Raw genomic sequence first — 15,372 nt, 5'->3', positions numbered from 1 at the left:
TGATCCGACGTTATCACAAACTTTATACGCCGGAAGATATATCTTCTGTAATTTCAATAGCAAAAGAGCACTCCCCGCAGAAAAACGTTTCGATGAAACCCGTTTCAGCCATGACGCGAGCGCCGCGCGTTCAGCACTTGTTTAGGTTTTATTGAGGAAGGCAATGCTAGATTGGTTGGCAGTCCGCTAACCCGTCGTTTAAGTTAGCGCGTAGAAAAACAGCAATCTATCCATGCAAGCATTGGCCGCCTTATAAGGGCGGTTTTTTTTGTCTGTTTGCGCAAAGCGTACAAAAAGAAATGGCCCCTTACGTGTTTTCGCAAGGGGCCATATCGGCGGGGGATTATCAGCGATCATTAGTCATCCCATTTGTGGCTGAAATAAGCAGCAAGGAACCCGGAAAAAACAATAATGCCCAGTACTGCGATAAAAACATGCATATTTGCCATGGTGTCAACTCTCCATTTAATTAACCAACTTGCCTCTCTTACCTTAATTGGTGGCCGCGATGGAGAAAGAATAGCCTGCTTAACCTCAATAAAAGATGAATAGCGTGAATTATTTCGCCGCGGCGCTAAATTTTTTGCGGTATGCCGCCGGGGATATTCCACGCTGCTGCTGAAAATGGTGGCGCAGTGATGCCGCAGTCGCGAATCCGCTGTGCCCGGCAATCAGCTCAATACTCATCCGTGAGTGAATGAGTAAATCTTCAGCCCGGCGTAATCGCTCCTGCAAAATCCAGCGGGCGGGGGTGGTTCCTGTTGATTCTTCGAAACGGCGTAAAAACGTACGCGGGCTCATGCCCGTTTGTTTCGCCAGTGACGCTACCGTGTGGCTGCCTGCCAGATGTTGATGAAGGAAATCGAACAGCTGTCCTAACTGGCGGCTCTCGCGCGTGCGGGCGACCGGGCGTTGAAGCTGCTGGGTTTGCGAGCCATCCCGGTGCGGCTGCACCACCAGCCGCCGGGCGACATTATTCGCGACCTCAATACCAAAGTCCTCGCGCACGACGTGCAGGCATAAATCGATCCCCGCCGCGCTGCCCGCCGAAGTCATCACATTTCCTTCATCGTAATAGAGAGCGTCATCCAGCACGATAATCGCCGGGTAGGCTTCCCGCAGCATGTCGGTATAGCGCCAGTGGGTGGTGGCCTTGCGACCATTAAGCAACCCGGCCGCCGCCAGCACAAACACCCCGGAACAGATAGAGATCACCCGGCAGCCGCGCTGCCAGGCTTGATACAGCGCGCTGCATAATGCAGGCGGAACAGGCACCTGGGCACCGCGCCAGCCCGGAACCACAATGGTGTCCGCTTGCGCAAGCAGTTCCAGCCCGCCTGCCGCCATCACGCGGATACCGCCTGTGGCGCGCAGTTCGCCCTCATCCACGGCGGCAACGGTAAACGTATACCAGTTATCGCCAAGCTCCGGGCGCGGCAGACCGAAAATCTCCACTGCGACGCCAAATTCAAAGGTGCAAAGCCCATCATAGGCCAGCGCGACTACGCGGTGGCGGGCAGGGGTGTGTCGTGAAGTTGTCATTATCCTGGTGTTATCTGGCATAGAAGGGGGCAGTGAGTTAGTCCTGTGTTGGTTAAATTAGTGTTAACACAAACAAGGAGAAAAAACGATGAGCTACGTAACTGAAGTTCCCGCAGCATCACCGGAAGAAACCGCCCTCCATTTTCTGCGCCGTTTGAGCGTGGAAACGGATTGCGCCGATGTCCACCATGCGATTACCCACGGCGAGCAGGATTTTGTGTTACTGCATGTAGTGGGCAACCCGCAGACTTTTGCCCGTCGCCACCTGCCGGGGGCATTGCATTTGACACATAGCGAGATGACGGCGGAGCGCATGGCGCAATGGCCCGCCGATACGCTGTTCGTGGTCTATTGCGCCGGACCGCACTGCAATGGTGCCGATCGCGCGGCGCTGAAACTGGCGCGCATGGGGCTGGCGGTGAAAATCATGATTGGTGGTATCACCGGCTGGGAAGATGAAGGCTATACCTTTGCCAGCGGTACGGGCGCGTTGTAAGCCATCTCTTCACCTTTCACGGCACTAAGTTGAAATTTTTTCATGTGCCGTGAAATTTTCTCGGTTGCTGCTTTTCCTGCGCTATGACATTTTCTTTGGACATTTAGACATCCAGAAGTCTAAATATTCAAATAGTGAATTATCACGCCGGTCAATCATTCCGGCGCAGAGGAGAGCAATATGCAGCGACATCAGGCCCCATTCCGTGCAGACGTAGTCGGCAGTTTCTTGCGCCCGGACGAGATCAAGCAGGCACGCCAGCAGTTTGCGCAGGGTGAAATCAGCGCTCAGCAGTTGCGCCGTGTTGAAGATGATGCGATTCGTCAGGTGGTTGAGCAGCAATGTGCCTGCGGTCTGCATGTCGTCACCGATGGCGAGTTTCGCCGTGCCTGGTGGCATTTTGACTTCTTCGATGGCCTCGAAGGTGTGGAACGTTACGACGCCGATAAAGGCATTCAGTTTAATGGTGTGCAAACCAAAGCCCACGGCGTGCGCGTCACCGGTAAATTAGGCTTTGGCAATCACCCGATGCTGGAAGATTTTCGCTTCCTGAAAAGCATCAGCGGCACCGCGCAACCGAAGATGACCATTCCCAGCCCAAGCGTGCTGCACTTTCGCGGCGGGCGTAAAGATATCGACGCCACGGTTTATCCGCAGCTTGACGCTTACTTTGACGATCTGGCGACCACCTGGCGCGATGCGATCCAGGCGTTCTATGCCGCAGGCTGCCGCTATCTGCAACTGGATGATACGGTTTGGGCATATCTCTGCTCTGATGACCAGCGTCGCCAGATCCGCGAACGTGGCGACGATCCCGATGAACTGGCGCGCATTTATGCCCGCGTGATTAATAAAGCGCTGGAAGGTAAACCGGACGATTTAACCATTGGTCTGCATGTGTGCCGCGGTAATTTCCGCTCCACCTGGATCTCCGAAGGCGGTTACGAGCCGGTGGCAGAAGTGCTGTTCGGCAGCGTGAATGTTGATGCGTTCTTCCTCGAATATGACAACGATCGTTCCGGCGACTTCGCGCCGCTGCGTTTTGTCCGTCCGGGCAAACAGCAGGTGGTGCTGGGGCTTATCACCACCAAAAATGGTGAGCTGGAAAACCCGGAAGGGGTAAAAGCGCGAATTCATGAAGCAGCGAAGTTTGTCGATATCAACCAGATTTGCCTCAGCCCGCAGTGCGGTTTTGCCTCCACCGAAGAGGGCAACACGCTCACGCCTGCCCAGCAGTGGGACAAAGTACGGCTGGTAACGAAAATCGCCGAACAGGTATGGTAAATAAAAAACGGCGCACTGTGCGCCGCTTTTATTATTGCGCCTGCAATCCGCAGAGCGGCCGTGCCTGCATGCCTTTGAGCATCATCAGCCAGGCCACAATGATGGTCACCATCAGAGTGACAAACAGTGAGGCCGCAGGCAGCGTGGTCAGGATAACCCCGGTAAGTAATGGGTTCATTGCCGCGCCGAGCCAGCCCAGCGCCTGCGCCGAGAAGTAGGTCGCTTTCATTCCCGGCGGCGCGATGTTATCGATCAACATATATTCACCGGGGGCGTAGATCACTTCTCCCAGCGTAAACACCGCGGCGGAAAGCCCCCAGAGCCACAGGTTATCGCCGGATAACATAAAACCGATAAGGCCGATAACAAAACTGAAAGTGCCAATGGCCATCGCCGGACGCAGGTTGGAGGCGGTGAGTTTACGGCCAACCGCATACTGCAAGGTGACCACAATCGCGGCGTTGACCGGCAGCACTACGGCCACCACGCGCTCGGCGAACTCGCTGCTGGCGACCGTCATCACATATTGTGACAGGCAGGAAGCAAAAGAACCGGCGACAAACGAGGCGAGAAAGTTTGATAAGGTAAACCAGCCGAGCGCTTTATCTTTCAGCAACACGGAAGGATCCCACGCCACAGAGTTATCGGGGCTTTCGCCAACCGCGACGCGGCGTACAAACAGCTGAATAAACACCAGCGGAAAGGCCGCACAGATAGCCGCCAGCCAGAAGGGCAAATTAATGCTCTGCATGACCAGCAACGTGCCAAGCGGCGGGCCAACGGTCCAGCCGACATTCAGCACCGTGTAGTTGAGCGAGAAAATTTTCGCTTTCGCCGCAGGTGCGAGTGTGTCGGCGAAATAGGCCTTCAACACGGTGGAAAACACCGAGTAAGCGCAGTTAATCAGGGCAAAAAACAGCACCACTAACCCGGCATGGTGTGACAGCGGGATCGCCGCAAAACCGGCTATAAAGGCGATAATCGCCAGCAGCATATAACGCTTTTTATCGAACTTGTCTGCCAGCATGCCGAAGCCGAGGCTGAACACCACGCCGATCGTCAGCGCAATAGACATCGCGTAACCGACCTGATCGACCGCCATGCCGTACTGGCGATTCAGGTAGATGGTCATAAACGGCAGCGTGGCGCCGCGTCCGATGGTTAATAAAAGTGAAGATGCCAGTAACGCGGCGGTGGAGCGTGTTTGCTTGATGGTCATGTTCCTGCCCGACATGGTGTTGTTATATTTTTTTGTGATGGGTACAGCTTTAACATGCATAAAGTGTGATGTACAACCGCAGTTTTGTCGGGAAATGCCCAAACTGCCCTACCTGAATTAATGATCTGTCGCTGTACAACTTTTTGCGTTAACGTAAATTTTTTACAAAAGTTTAAAAAACACAAGGGCGAAGAATGACGCGTAAAGATGTCCTGCTGGCGATGCTGGTAGTTGTAGCGTGGGGGCTGAATTTTGTGGTGATCAAAGTTGGCCTGCACAATATGCCGCCGTTGATGCTGGCCGGGTTACGCTTTGTGCTGGTGGCCTTTCCGGCCATTCTGTTCGTCGCGCGGCCAAAGGTGCCGCTGCGGTTGTTGCTCGGCTACGGCCTGACAATCAGCTTCGGGCAGTTCGCATTTCTGTTTTGCGCCATCAAGTTTGGCATGCCCGCAGGGCTGGCGTCGCTGGTGTTACAGGCGCAGGCGTTTTTCACTATTATTCTCGGCGCCGGCGTGTTTGGCGAACGTTTACAGATAAAACAACTGGTTGGCATCACGCTTGCGGTACTGGGCGTGCTGGTGCTGATCGAGTCCAGCCTGAACGGTCAGCATGTTCCGCTGCTGGGGTTCCTGTTGACGCTGGCGGGGGCGTTTTGCTGGGCCTGCGGCAATATCTTCAACAAAAAAATCATGCAGCACAGCTCGCGCCCGGCGATCATGTCGCTGGTGGTCTGGAGCGCGCTGATCCCCATCGTGCCGTTTATGGTCGCTTCGCTGATTTTCGACGGTCCGGCGCTGATGCTGCAAAGCGTGGTCAGCATTGATTTCACCACGCTGTTGTCGCTGGTCTATCTGGCGTTTGTCGCCACGATCCTCGGGTATGGCATCTGGGGTACGCTGCTGGGGCGCTACGAAACCTGGCGTGTGGCGCCGCTGTCGCTGCTGGTGCCGGTGGTCGGTATGGCGAGTGCCGCGTTATTGCTGGGCGAGACGCTATCTGCGTTACAACTGGTAGGGGCCGTGCTGGTGATGGCGGGGCTGTATATCAATGTGTTTGGTTTTCGTCTGCGCAGTCTGGTGCGGGCGTAAGCATAAAAAAAGCCCCGCGTGATGCGGGGCAAGACGTTTAGCTGCGCTGATGGTAATACGGCACACCTAATGCGTCGGATTTGTCGCTACCCACGCCCATATGGTTAAAATCAAAAGGCGATGTTTGCTGGGCGGTGGGTAAAATCATCGCGTCACGGTTGTTCTGCTGTGCGGGATGATTAACTTGCTCCGCATAACTCTGGCCGGATAACAGCACCATCAGGGTGACAGCGGCACAGGCGATACGTTTCATACTTTCCTCGATACGTCTTTTTACTGCAGGCGATTAAATTAACAAGCGTGATTCAGCGGGAATAGATACCGGGACTCTGCCGGGATATCCGTCACGCGGAATTTATGCGGCGGCACGTCGAAATAGTTCTTAAACGTGCGCGTTAAGGTTTGTTGCGATTCAAACCCGTAACGCTCTGCCAGATACAGGATCGGCTCATTACTTCCCTTGAGCTTTTGCGCAATTTCCGTCAGCTTGCGGCTGCGAATGTACTGGCCCAGCGAATGACCAGTCTCTTTTTTAAACATCCGTTGCAGGTGCCACTTGGAGTAACCTGAACGCTCTGACACTTTTTCCAGCGACAGCGGCGATTCCAGGTTGTCCTCGATCCAGTCCAAAATGCTATGAATAGTGATAGCGTCAGTATTGCGTCTGGACATCGTCATACCTCTTTGTTTTTTTACGGCAAAATTTTCTTGAGCAAATACTCAAGGGTTGCCACTTCTTCTGTCGTTAAGTTTTTAGTTAATTCCTGGTGCAGGTTATGCCCTACTAATTGATGACATTGCTCACACAGCGCCGCGCCTTCGGCGGTTAACCGCACCAGCACGCCGCGCTTGTCATTCGGATTCGGGTTACGTTCGATCCAGCCTTTGCACACCAGTCTGTCCAGCATGCGGGTCAGGGCACCGAGATCGACGGAAAGCACCTTTTTCAGTTCTACCGGGGTGATACACACTTCGCAGCGGATAGAGCAGAGCACCTTAAACTGGGTGGCGGTGATATCCAGCGGCGACAGGTAGTCGTTGAGTAAACGATCTTTTTTCTGGTTAACCATGTGGATCAAGCGGCCAAGAGGAATGATGTCGTTAAATAGATCATTCGTGCTTTTCACAATGGTTGCCCCGGCAAGTAGATTAGTCACGGCAGATATTATTGCTCAGGCAAATATAAGTCAACCGAATGAATCCACGATGCCACTATTTGCTAAAACGTTTCATGTCTGGAAAAAAATCCATTCGTAACGCACTGAAAGTAATCATTTAATCAAGACGCGAGCCGCGCGCGGGCATGCCATTGCCGCCGCGTTATGGCTATACTGGCGGGGTCTTGACCTTGCAAGGAGTGACCGTCAGATGCTGGAACTTTTTAAAGCCATTGGCCTTGGGCTGGTGGTATTGCTACCGCTGGCAAACCCGTTGACCACCGTGGCGCTGTTTTTAGGGCTGGCGGGCAATATGAACAGCGCGCAGCGCAACTATCAGGCGCGGATGGCCTCGGTTTATGTCTTCATTATTATGATGGTGGCGTACTACGCCGGTCAGGTGGTGATGAACACCTTCGGTATCTCCATTCCGGGGTTGCGCATCGCCGGGGGATTGATCGTGGCGTTTATCGGTTTTCGCATGCTGTTTCCGGCGCAAAAGCCGCATCAGGCGCCAGAAGTGAAAACCAAGTCAGAAGAGCTGGAAGAGGAGCCCGGCGCCAATATCGCCTTTGTGCCGCTGGCCATGCCGAGCACCGCCGGGCCAGGCACCATCGCTATGATCATCAGTTCCGCCTCGACCATTCGCCACGGCGCTGAGTTTCCCGAATGGGTCATCACCGTTGCGCCAACGCTGATTTTTGCCATTGTGGCGCTGATATTATGGGTAAGCCTGCGCAGTTCCGGGGCGATCATGCGGCTGGTGGGCAAGGGCGGTATAGAAGCTATTTCACGGCTGATGGGCTTTCTGCTGGTCTGTATGGGCGTGCAATTTATCATTAATGGCGTGCTGGAAATCATCACCACTTTTCATGCCGGAGCCTGATGCGCACATTTCTCTCCTGGCTGGTTGTGGCGCTGGTTGCGCTAACCGGCTGTCAGCAGCGTCCCGGCGTGCAACCGCCGCTGGCGCAAAAAAGTTTCACTGAGTATCAACAGCAAACGCGCGATTTTGTTGCCGCGCACCGGGCGTTTCAGACGCTGGATAAAGCGAGCGAACTGCGGCTCAACACACCACAGGAGTGGCGTCCGGCGAAGCCTGCGCATAAAGGCATTTTGCTGATCCACGGCCTGGGTGACGGGCCAGGATCGTTTGTAGATATTGCCCCCGAACTGGCAAAACAGGGCTTTCTGGTGCGCACCGTGCTGTTGCCAGGCCACGGTACGCGACCTGCTGATCTGCTGGATGTCGATGTTGCTCAATGGCGGCAAGTGGTGCGCGAGCAGGCCGATATTCTGGGCAAAGAGGTCGATGCCCTCTGGCTCGGCGGTTTTTCCACTGGCGGGAATCTGGCACTGGAATATGCGATGGCGCATGACAACGTGCAGGGGCTGCTGCTGTTTTCCCCGGCGTTCAAATCCAGCACTGGTTACGATTTTCTCGCTCCGACAGTAGCGTTGTTTCGCGACTGGTTGCGTCCGCCGAGCGCTATTTTCCCGCAGCAAATCGCCACCCGCTACTTACGTGTGCCGACCAACGGTTTCGCCCAGTTCTGGCGCACCAGCGCCAGCGCGCAGCGGCTGCTTGCGCGTAAGCCATGGACAAAACCGGCGCTGCTGGTGTTAACCGGGCATGATTCGGTGCTCAACACCCGCTGGATCCTCGATCAGTTCGATCGCCGCTTTACCCATCCGGCCAGCCGTGTGATTTGGTACGGTACACCCCCGGCGGAAGCGGCAAAAATGTCTCGCTTACGGGTAAAAACGGATTATTTGCCGCAGGATCGCATCAGCCAGTTTTCCCATATGTCGGTGCTCTTTTCGCCCCGTAATCCGCTGTACGGACGCAAAGGCAGCGTGCTGCTCTGTGCGAATGGCCAGTCAGAAGAGGCGGCAAAGCGCTGTCTGGCGGGTGAAACGGTGTGGTATTCAGACTGGGGGCTGGTCGAGGCGAACAAAATTCATGCCCGCCTGACCTGGAATCCGTGGTTTGACTGGCAAACCACGGTGATGGATGAGGTTGTCGCTGCCGCGCAGTAACCGGCGCGGTTTACACGTGGCTGGCGTGGATTTGCTCTTCCAGCTTCACCGGCCAGCGGCGGAAAATCACTACCGCCCACACCAGCGCGGCAATCGCTGGGATCGCCCCGGCGTAACCGATCACGTTCATCGACCAGTGCAGGCTTATCTGGTTGCCGACCAGCGCACCCGCGCCGATACCAATGTTAAAAATGCCGGAAAACAGTGACATCGCCACATCGGTTGCATCCGGGGCCAGCGCCAGCACTTTGACCTGCATACCCAGGCCGATAATCATAATCGCGATGCCCCAGACCACGCTCAGCACCGCCAGATGCATTTCGCTACCGGAAGCGGGCAGCATCATCACCAGCGATATTACCAGCAGACCAATCGCGCTGCAGACCAGGCCAGAGGCGTGCTGATTCCCCAGCTTGCCGAACAGTACGCTACCGATAATTCCGGCACCACCAAGCACTAACAGTAGCAGGGTGGCGAAATTGGCGCTGAAGCCCGCCACATTTTGCACGAACGGCTCAATGTAGCTGTAAGCCGTGTAATGCGCGGTAACCACCACGGCGGTGAGCAAATAGATGCACATCAGCGCCGGGCGACGGAACAGCACCGGCAGGCTTTTCAGCGAACCCGAATGTTCGCTCGGCAGCGCGGGCAGCAGTTTCACCAGGCACACCAGCGTGACCAGTGCGCCCATACCGATAGCAAAAAAGGTGGTACGCCAGCCGAAATACTGCCCGACGATACGGCCAATCGGCAGCCCGAGCACCATCGCCAGTGCGGTGCCGGTGGCGATCAAACTCAACGCCTGCGCACGTTTCCCGGCAGGCGCCAGGCGAATGGCCAGCGAGGCAGTGATCGACCAGAAAATGGCGTGGGCGAAAGCAATGCCGATGCGGCTGATGACCAGCACCTCAAAACTCCAGGCGAGGAACGACAACACATGGCTGACGATAAACAGCACAAAGAGCGCAATCAACAGTTTACGGCGCTCAATCTGGCTGGTGAGCAGCATAAAGGGCAGCGACATTAACGCCACAACCCAGGCATAGATGGTTAACATGATCCCCACCTGCGCGGTTTCCATGTCGAAGCTCTGCGCGATATCCGACAGCAAACCCACAGGCACGAATTCGGTGGTGTTAAAAATAAATGCGGCGACAGCAAGCGTCACTACCCGCAGCCACGCGACTTTTCGTGAAACGGTATTCGTAGTCATAAGGGTATTGGGGGGTTGGTTGGCGAAAAGAAGAGGTCACGATCTTACTGCCTTTGCTGGCGAAAATACAAACATTTTGTGATGTAGATCTCACTTTTTATTCATGGGGAAAATACCAGTTGCAACGTTTCTGAATAGCGCTCAAAAACAGAAGACGAAAAAGAGGAAATGCTATGCAAACCATCGATTTTTATATGGTCGACGCCTTTAGCGACCGCACTTTTGGCGGTAATGCCGCCGCCGTCTGTCCCCTGACCGAATGGTTAGCCGATGATGTGCTGCTGCGCATGGCGCAACAGCATAATCAGTCTGAAACCGCCTTCTTCGTGCGTAACGACAGCGGTTTTGAGCTGCGCTGGTTTACCACGCAGGATGAGATCAATCTTTGCGGCCACGCGACCCTCGCCGCCGCGCACGTGATCTTTGAATATCTCGATTACCCGGATACCGAAATCCTCTTCACCACCCGCTTTGTGGGGGAACTTAAAGTGAGCCGTAACGGCGACTGGCTGACGCTGGATTTCCCGGCCTGGTCGACGGAAACGGTAAGCCAGCCACCGGCGCTGCTGCTGACAACGCTGGGTATTGAACGCGCGAAAGAAGTGCGCGTGGCGCGGGATTATCTGGTGGTGCTGGAAAACCAGGCGCAGGTAGAAGCCTTAACGCCGGATATCGCGGCAATGAAACCGCTTGGCAAGATGGTCTGCGTGACCGCGCCCGGTGAGAACGTCGATTTTGTCAGCCGCTTTTTCTGCCCGGGTGAATCGGTGGCAGAAGATCCGGTGACCGGTTCGGCGCACAGCATGTTGATCCCGTACTGGGGCGAAAAACTGGGTAAAAACAGCCTGCAGGCGCGGCAGGTCTCCGCGCGCGGCGGCGATTTGCGCTGTGAATGGCGCGGCGATCGCGTCCTGATTGGCGGCCAGGCAACGCTCTATCTGTTGGGCAAAGTGTTCTTACGCTAAAAACCGTCCGGCAGTAACGCCGGGCGAGTTTCTTTCGGCTCATTGCGCTGTTTCTGTCGGAATTCAAACGGACAGAAGTGACGATCATCGGCGGGCGCAGCCAGTCCTGCATTGGCGAGCACCGGCGTAAACTGCCGCAAAATATCTGGCCGGATCTGGCGCTTTTCAGCCGTAACGGCTGGGATTTGCCGCGCGGTATCTCCGCGCCGACGGAGGAGAAAGCGGCGCTGAAAAACGATTTGATTGTTAACGCCAAACGCCGGGGGGCGCTGGCGGACAGCAGTAAAGATGGTGCGAGGTCGCGGTTTAACGTGGCGAATCCCGATTCGCTGACCGATATCGTTACCGATACGCAGCGTAGCCCCGGGATCCGCCAGCAGCTTACAACGTTACCTGGCCGGTTAACGGCGCCAGTCAGGGCAAGCGGGCAATATTCGCTTTGATAACTTCGGCGGAGTGGTTGAATTTCGCCACTTCGTCACCTTCCAGTTGCAGTTCAATAATCTGCTGAACGCCGTTTTGCGCCAGCACGGCCGGTACGCCAATCGCCACGTCGCTGACGCCATATTCCCCGTCAAGAATGCAGGAGATTGCCAGCGCGCGGTGGCTGCCGGTGAAGATATTGCGGCAGATCTCGGCGATGGTGCCGGCGATGCCGTACTCCGTACAGCCTTTACGGGAGTAAATCTCAAAGCCGTGGCGGCGTACTTTGTCGGCCAGCGCGTCAACATCCAGCCGCTGGCCGGTTTTGCGCCGGTAAACATCGGCAATCGGCGAACCGTATACCGACGAGTGCGACCACACCGGAAACTGCGTGTCGCCATGCTCGCCGAGGATAAACGCATCGATACTTTGCGCGCCAATATCCAGCGCCTGGGCCAGCGCGCGGCGTAGGCGGGTGGTATCCAGCCAGACGCCGGTGCCAATCACCTGGTTGCGCGGAAGCCCGGAAAGTTTCCACACCTGCCAGGTAATGATGTCGCACGGGTTGGTCGCCACCAGAAAAATGCCGTTAAAACCGTTTGCCATCATGGATGGCACAATATTTTTAACGATCCGCGCGGTGTTGGCCAGCTCATCAAGGCGGGTTTGCCCTGGCTTTAACGCGCCGCCGGAAACGGTGATCACCGCAATATCCACATCCGCGCAATCTTCAACCGGGCGGGTGGAAATGGTCATCATTCCGGGCATATATGCGGCGGCATCCGCCAGATCCTGGGCGTGGCCTTCCACCCGTTGCTGGTCTAAATCCACCAGAATTAACTCTTCACAAATGTTCTGGTTCAGCAGGGCATAAGCAGCAGATGCGCCGACATTGCCTGTGCCAATAATCATCACTTTCCGGGCTTTGGTGTTCATGAGTATTCCATTTTCTGCATCGTATGTTGCGTAAGGTACAACCTATATTCTCAGGAGCGCAATCTCAGGAGGCGTAGCTATAGGTTATTCATATGACGGCGGTAGCAAATTCTTGTTTATTTTTAACAGGCTAATAACAAGGAGCCTGCTATGTACCGCATTGTTGATGCCGCGGCCACGCAACCGGATCTGATTGCGCTGATCGCTGCTCTGGACGCCTACCAGAGCGCACTTTACCCGGCAGAGAGTAACCATCTGCTTGATCTCGCGGCATTACCTGCCGGAACGCTGATTTTGCGCAAAATTGTGCATCACGACGAGGCCGTCGGCTGCGGCGCAGTGGTGCTCAACCACGACGGCAGCGGCGAGATGAAACGGGTGTTTATCGATCCCCGCCATCGCGGCCAGCGGTTGGGGGAAAAATTGCTCGCGGCGCTGGAGCAGGCAGCCGCCGGGAAATCGTGTCATACCTTGCGGCTGGAAACCGGCATTGAACAGCACGCGGCAGTGAAACTGTATCAGCGCTGCGGTTACCAAATATGTGAGCCTTTCGCGCCGTACAGCGCCGATCCGCTGAGTATTTTTATGCAGAAGTCGCTGGTTGCGGAGCCGCATTCAGCAGGGCAATAAACGCCTCCAGATGGCGGGTTTTCGCGCCGCGCCGCCACACCAGCCAGGTGGTGAGCCAGCGCCAGTTCTCCGCCAGCGGCCAGGCTTCCACCTGGTGATGACCGGGCATGCTTTCCAGCATACTGCGCGGGATCAGCGCCAGGCCCGCTCCGGCAATCACGCATGCCAGCATGCCGTGGTAAGACTCCATCTCGTGAATTTTACCGGGTGTGGCGCGATCGGCGTGAAACCAGCTTTCAAAATGGCGGCGGTAGGAGCAGTTGGCGCGAAACGCGTAAATGCTGGCGCCGTTTACCTGAGCCGCATGGGTAATCACCTCATGGCCGACAGGCGCGACGATCATCATCTCTTCGCGGTAAACCGGAATGCCTTCCAGGCCGGGATGCATAATCGGGCCGTCAACAAACGCCGCGCTTAGCCGCCCCTCCAGCACACCATCGATCATGGTGCCGGAAGGGCCGGTGGCGAGGTCGAACTGAATGCGCGGATAGCGCTGGTTGTACTGCGCCAGCGTCGCCGGAATGCGCACCGCAGCGGTGCTTTCCAGCGCGCCGAGCGAGAACAGCCCTTGCGGTTCATCACCGGCGACCACCATCCGCGCTTCATCGACCAGCGCGAGGATCTGCTGGCTGTAGCGCAAAAAACTGTGCCCGGCGGGAGAAAGGCGCAGGCGCTGGTTTTCGCGGATAAACAGATCCACGCCGAGATCGGACTCCAGCTGGCGAATGCGCGTCGTCAGGTTCGACGGCACGCGGTGCACCTTCTGCGCCGCCTGGGTAATGCTGCCGGTCTGCGCCACGGCGTTAAACATCTCAAGCTGGGTTAAGTCCATGCCATTCTCTCTTTGTGAACAGAGTGGTTAATATTATTCAGTTTTCAGAAATAACAAATTGCGTCATCCTTGCGCAAGTCCTGAACACATTTAGCGGAGTATTTATGCCTGTTTCCTCAATCACGCACGCGCTTTCCATCAACCCGGCCACCGGTGAAACCCTGCGCGCAACCCCCTGGGCCAGCCGTGAAGAGGTCGATACGGCAATTGAACTGGCTACCAGCGGTTATCGCCAGTGGCGGCTGTTGCCGCTCAGCGAACGTGCGCAAACCTTACGTCGCCTCGGCGATGCGCTGCGCAAACGCGGGGAAGAGATGGCGCAGATGATCCGCCAGGAGATGGGCAAACCGATTTTGCAGGCGCGCGCGGAAGTGAATAAATCAGCCGCGCTGTGTGACTGGTACGCGGATCATGGTCCGGCGATGCTTGGCAGTGAGCCGACGCAGGTCGAACAGCAGCGGGCAACCATTGAGTACCGCCCGCTGGGACCGATTCTGGCGGTGATGCCATGGAACTTCCCACTGTGGCAGGTGCTGCGCGGTGCGGTACCGATCCTGTTGGCGGGCAACAGCTACCTGCTTAAACATGCGCCAAACGTGCTGGGTTGCGCGGCGTTAATAGGTGAGATCTTCGCTGAGGCCGGCGTTCCGCAGGGTGTTTTTGGCTGGGTGAATGCCACCAATGACGGTGTGAGCCAGGCGATTAACGATCCGCGCATCGCCGCCATTACCGTGACCGGCAGCGTGCGTGCGGGAGCGGCTATTGGTGCGCAGGCCGGGGCGGCGCTGAAAAAATGCGTCCTTGAACTCGGTGGTTCTGATCCCTTTATTGTGCTCAACGATGCGGATCTTGAACTGGCGGTGAAGGCCGCGGTAGCAGGGCGTTACCAGAACACCGGACAGGTCTGCGCCGCCGCCAAACGTTTTATCGTCGAAGAGGGCATTGCGCAGGCCTTTACGGAGAAATTTGTTGCCGCCGCCGCCGCGTTAAAGCAGGGCGCACCGGACGAAGAAGAGCATTATCTCGGGCCGATGGCGCGCTTTGATCTGCGTGACGAGCTGCATGCGCAGGTCGAAGCCAGTATCAACGAGGGCGCAACGTTGCTGCTGGGCGGTGAGAAACTGGCGGGTGAGGGGAATTACTACCCGGCCACCGTACTGAGCGGTGTGACACCAGAGATGACCGCGTTTCGCCAGGAGCTGTTTGGCCCGGTCGCCGCTATCTCGACCGCACGTGATGCACAGCATGCGCTGGCGTTGGCAAACAACAGTGATTTCGGCTTGTCGGCTACCGTCTTTACCGCCGATCCTGCGCAGGCGCAACGTTTTGCCGAACAGCTTGAGTGCGGCGGTGTGTTTATCAACGGCTACAGCGCCAGCGATGCCCGCGTGGCCTTTGGCGGCGTGAAAAAAAGTGGTTTTGGCCGCGAGCTTTCCCACTTCGGTCTGCATGAGTTTTGCAATATCCAGACGGTGTGGAAAGATCGTCTGTAAGCTAAACGCGCCCCGGCGGGGCGCGTCATTGCTGGCTGTCATGGACCTGTCATG

17 protein-coding genes and 1 pseudogene are annotated in these 15,372 nt (G+C 56.3%); 9 read left to right on the top strand and 9 right to left on the bottom strand.

Going from position 1 to position 15,372, the window contains the following annotated elements; genetic code table 11:
• Positions 1–356 precede the first annotated feature (356 nt).
• Entirely contained in the window at positions 357–449 is a 93-nt protein-coding gene (gene mgtS, locus H650_RS25110; RefSeq protein ID WP_016496180.1) for a protein MgtS, read from the bottom strand.
• Positions 450–558: 109 nt separating this feature from the next.
• Positions 559–1,563 carry a transcriptional regulator FtrA gene (gene ftrA / locus H650_RS02755; RefSeq protein WP_044489365.1) on the bottom strand — a complete coding sequence of 335 codons (1,005 nt, stop codon included), beginning with the start codon at positions 1,561–1,563 and terminating at the stop codon, positions 559–561.
• Between the two features lie 67 nt (positions 1,564–1,630).
• On the opposite strand from ftrA, the gene H650_RS02750 reads away from it, so the two are divergent.
• Both H650_RS02750 and H650_RS02745 read left to right on the top strand, forming a co-directional pair.
• The gene (locus tag H650_RS02750) at positions 1,631–2,038 is read left to right on the top strand and encodes a rhodanese-like domain-containing protein (RefSeq protein ID WP_016496178.1); all 408 of its coding nucleotides are present in this window, start codon (positions 1,631–1,633) and stop codon (positions 2,036–2,038) included.
• Positions 2,039–2,218: 180 nt separating this feature from the next.
• The gene (locus H650_RS02745; protein WP_016496177.1) at positions 2,219–3,322 is read left to right on the top strand and encodes a cobalamin-independent methionine synthase II family protein; all 1,104 of its coding nucleotides are present in this window, start codon (positions 2,219–2,221) and stop codon (positions 3,320–3,322) included.
• Between the two features lie 31 nt (positions 3,323–3,353).
• Here the strand turns inward: H650_RS02745 and ydeE are convergent, their stop codons facing one another.
• Complete coding sequence (ydeE, locus tag H650_RS02740; protein ID WP_016496176.1) at positions 3,354–4,541, bottom strand: efflux MFS transporter YdeE; 1,188 nt, start codon at positions 4,539–4,541, stop codon at positions 3,354–3,356.
• A 194-nt stretch (positions 4,542–4,735) separates the two neighbouring features.
• On the opposite strand from ydeE, the gene eamA reads away from it, so the two are divergent.
• A complete protein-coding gene (gene eamA / locus H650_RS02735) occupies positions 4,736–5,629 on the top strand; it encodes an O-acetylserine/cysteine exporter (protein WP_016496175.1) in 894 nt (297 codons plus the stop codon).
• A gap of 37 nt (positions 5,630–5,666) precedes the next feature.
• On the opposite strand, the gene marB is transcribed toward eamA, so the two are convergent.
• The 3 genes from marB to marR are packed head-to-tail and all read right to left on the bottom strand — an operon-like array spanning position 5,667 to position 6,756.
• A complete protein-coding gene (gene marB / locus H650_RS02730; RefSeq protein WP_016496174.1) occupies positions 5,667–5,882 on the bottom strand; it encodes a multiple antibiotic resistance protein MarB in 216 nt (71 codons plus the stop codon).
• Positions 5,883–5,920: 38 nt separating this feature from the next.
• The gene (gene marA / locus H650_RS02725) at positions 5,921–6,301 is read right to left on the bottom strand and encodes an MDR efflux pump AcrAB transcriptional activator MarA (RefSeq protein WP_016496173.1); all 381 of its coding nucleotides are present in this window, start codon (positions 6,299–6,301) and stop codon (positions 5,921–5,923) included.
• Between the two features lie 20 nt (positions 6,302–6,321).
• Entirely contained in the window at positions 6,322–6,756 is a 435-nt protein-coding gene (marR, locus tag H650_RS02720; protein WP_016496172.1) for a multiple antibiotic resistance transcriptional regulator MarR, read from the bottom strand.
• A gap of 241 nt (positions 6,757–6,997) precedes the next feature.
• Here marR and H650_RS02715 point away from each other — a divergent pair, with 241 nt between their 5' ends.
• Together H650_RS02715 and H650_RS02710 are read left to right on the top strand one after the other, a co-directional pair.
• The gene (locus H650_RS02715) at positions 6,998–7,672 is read left to right on the top strand and encodes a MarC family NAAT transporter (RefSeq protein WP_016496171.1); all 675 of its coding nucleotides are present in this window, start codon (positions 6,998–7,000) and stop codon (positions 7,670–7,672) included.
• Positions 7,672–8,826: an alpha/beta hydrolase gene (locus tag H650_RS02710; protein ID WP_016496170.1), complete on the top strand. Its 1,155-nt coding sequence runs from the start codon at positions 7,672–7,674 to the stop codon at positions 8,824–8,826. The genes H650_RS02715 and H650_RS02710 overlap by 1 nt, the downstream gene beginning before the upstream one ends.
• A 10-nt stretch (positions 8,827–8,836) precedes the next feature.
• On the opposite strand, the gene H650_RS02705 is transcribed toward H650_RS02710, so the two are convergent.
• Complete coding sequence (locus H650_RS02705; protein ID WP_044489364.1) at positions 8,837–10,039, bottom strand: sugar transporter; 1,203 nt, start codon at positions 10,037–10,039, stop codon at positions 8,837–8,839.
• Between the two features lie 173 nt (positions 10,040–10,212).
• Here H650_RS02705 and H650_RS02700 point away from each other — a divergent pair, with 173 nt between their 5' ends.
• Positions 10,213–11,004 (top strand): PhzF family phenazine biosynthesis protein, encoded by a 792-nt coding sequence (locus H650_RS02700; RefSeq protein ID WP_016496168.1) that lies wholly within the window; start codon positions 10,213–10,215, stop codon positions 11,002–11,004.
• A 41-nt stretch (positions 11,005–11,045) separates the two neighbouring features.
• Positions 11,046–11,447, top strand: a pseudogene (locus tag H650_RS02695) (DeoR/GlpR family DNA-binding transcription regulator); the annotation flags it as partial.
• On the opposite strand, the gene H650_RS02690 reads toward H650_RS02695, so the two are convergent.
• On the bottom strand, positions 11,419–12,363 hold the full coding sequence (locus tag H650_RS02690; RefSeq protein WP_016496166.1) for an L-lactate dehydrogenase: 945 nt from the start codon (positions 12,361–12,363) through the stop codon (positions 11,419–11,421). The pseudogene H650_RS02695 and the gene H650_RS02690 overlap by 29 nt on opposite strands.
• A 150-nt stretch (positions 12,364–12,513) precedes the next feature.
• Between H650_RS02690 and H650_RS02685 the strand changes: the two genes are divergently transcribed.
• A complete protein-coding gene (locus H650_RS02685; protein WP_016496165.1) occupies positions 12,514–12,993 on the top strand; it encodes a GNAT family N-acetyltransferase in 480 nt (159 codons plus the stop codon).
• Here H650_RS02685 and ptrR read toward each other — a convergent pair.
• The gene (gene ptrR, locus H650_RS02680) at positions 12,947–13,825 is read right to left on the bottom strand and encodes a putrescine utilization regulator PtrR (protein WP_016496164.1); all 879 of its coding nucleotides are present in this window, start codon (positions 13,823–13,825) and stop codon (positions 12,947–12,949) included. The two genes, H650_RS02685 and ptrR, sit on opposite strands and share 47 nt — an antisense overlap.
• Before the next feature lie 104 nt (positions 13,826–13,929).
• Here ptrR and sad point away from each other — a divergent pair, with 104 nt between their 5' ends.
• Complete coding sequence (sad, locus tag H650_RS02675; RefSeq protein WP_016496163.1) at positions 13,930–15,318, top strand: succinate-semialdehyde dehydrogenase; 1,389 nt, start codon at positions 13,930–13,932, stop codon at positions 15,316–15,318.
• Positions 15,319–15,372 lie beyond the last annotated feature (54 nt).

Origin of the sequence: Enterobacter sp. R4-368, from assembly GCF_000410515.1 — a bacterium.
GTDB lineage: Bacteria > Pseudomonadota > Gammaproteobacteria > Enterobacterales > Enterobacteriaceae > Kosakonia.
This window is presented reverse-complemented; position numbering and strand designations above follow the sequence as displayed.

What these genes read in the sequence shown, in the direction of transcription:
- ptrR (WP_016496164.1), bottom strand. Translation starts at nt 13,825, where the DNA reads ATGGACTTAACCCAGCTTGAGATGTTTAACGCCGTGGCGCAGACCGGC.
- eamA (WP_016496175.1), top strand. Translation starts at nt 4,736, where the DNA reads ATGACGCGTAAAGATGTCCTGCTGGCGATGCTGGTAGTTGTAGCGTGG.
- ftrA (WP_044489365.1), bottom strand. Translation starts at nt 1,563, where the DNA reads ATGCCAGATAACACCAGGATAATGACAACTTCACGACACACCCCTGCC.
- H650_RS02710 (WP_016496170.1), top strand. Translation starts at nt 7,672, where the DNA reads ATGCGCACATTTCTCTCCTGGCTGGTTGTGGCGCTGGTTGCGCTAACC.
- mgtS (WP_016496180.1), bottom strand. Translation starts at nt 449, where the DNA reads ATGGCAAATATGCATGTTTTTATCGCAGTACTGGGCATTATTGTTTTT.
- marA (WP_016496173.1), bottom strand. Translation starts at nt 6,301, where the DNA reads ATGTCCAGACGCAATACTGACGCTATCACTATTCATAGCATTTTGGAC.
- H650_RS02700 (WP_016496168.1), top strand. Translation starts at nt 10,213, where the DNA reads ATGCAAACCATCGATTTTTATATGGTCGACGCCTTTAGCGACCGCACT.
- H650_RS02745 (WP_016496177.1), top strand. Translation starts at nt 2,219, where the DNA reads ATGCAGCGACATCAGGCCCCATTCCGTGCAGACGTAGTCGGCAGTTTC.
- sad (WP_016496163.1), top strand. Translation starts at nt 13,930, where the DNA reads ATGCCTGTTTCCTCAATCACGCACGCGCTTTCCATCAACCCGGCCACC.
- H650_RS02705 (WP_044489364.1), bottom strand. Translation starts at nt 10,039, where the DNA reads ATGACTACGAATACCGTTTCACGAAAAGTCGCGTGGCTGCGGGTAGTG.
- ydeE (WP_016496176.1), bottom strand. Translation starts at nt 4,541, where the DNA reads ATGACCATCAAGCAAACACGCTCCACCGCCGCGTTACTGGCATCTTCA.
- H650_RS02715 (WP_016496171.1), top strand. Translation starts at nt 6,998, where the DNA reads ATGCTGGAACTTTTTAAAGCCATTGGCCTTGGGCTGGTGGTATTGCTA.
- H650_RS02750 (WP_016496178.1), top strand. Translation starts at nt 1,631, where the DNA reads ATGAGCTACGTAACTGAAGTTCCCGCAGCATCACCGGAAGAAACCGCC.
- marB (WP_016496174.1), bottom strand. Translation starts at nt 5,882, where the DNA reads ATGAAACGTATCGCCTGTGCCGCTGTCACCCTGATGGTGCTGTTATCC.
- H650_RS02690 (WP_016496166.1), bottom strand. Translation starts at nt 12,363, where the DNA reads ATGAACACCAAAGCCCGGAAAGTGATGATTATTGGCACAGGCAATGTC.
- H650_RS02685 (WP_016496165.1), top strand. Translation starts at nt 12,514, where the DNA reads ATGTACCGCATTGTTGATGCCGCGGCCACGCAACCGGATCTGATTGCG.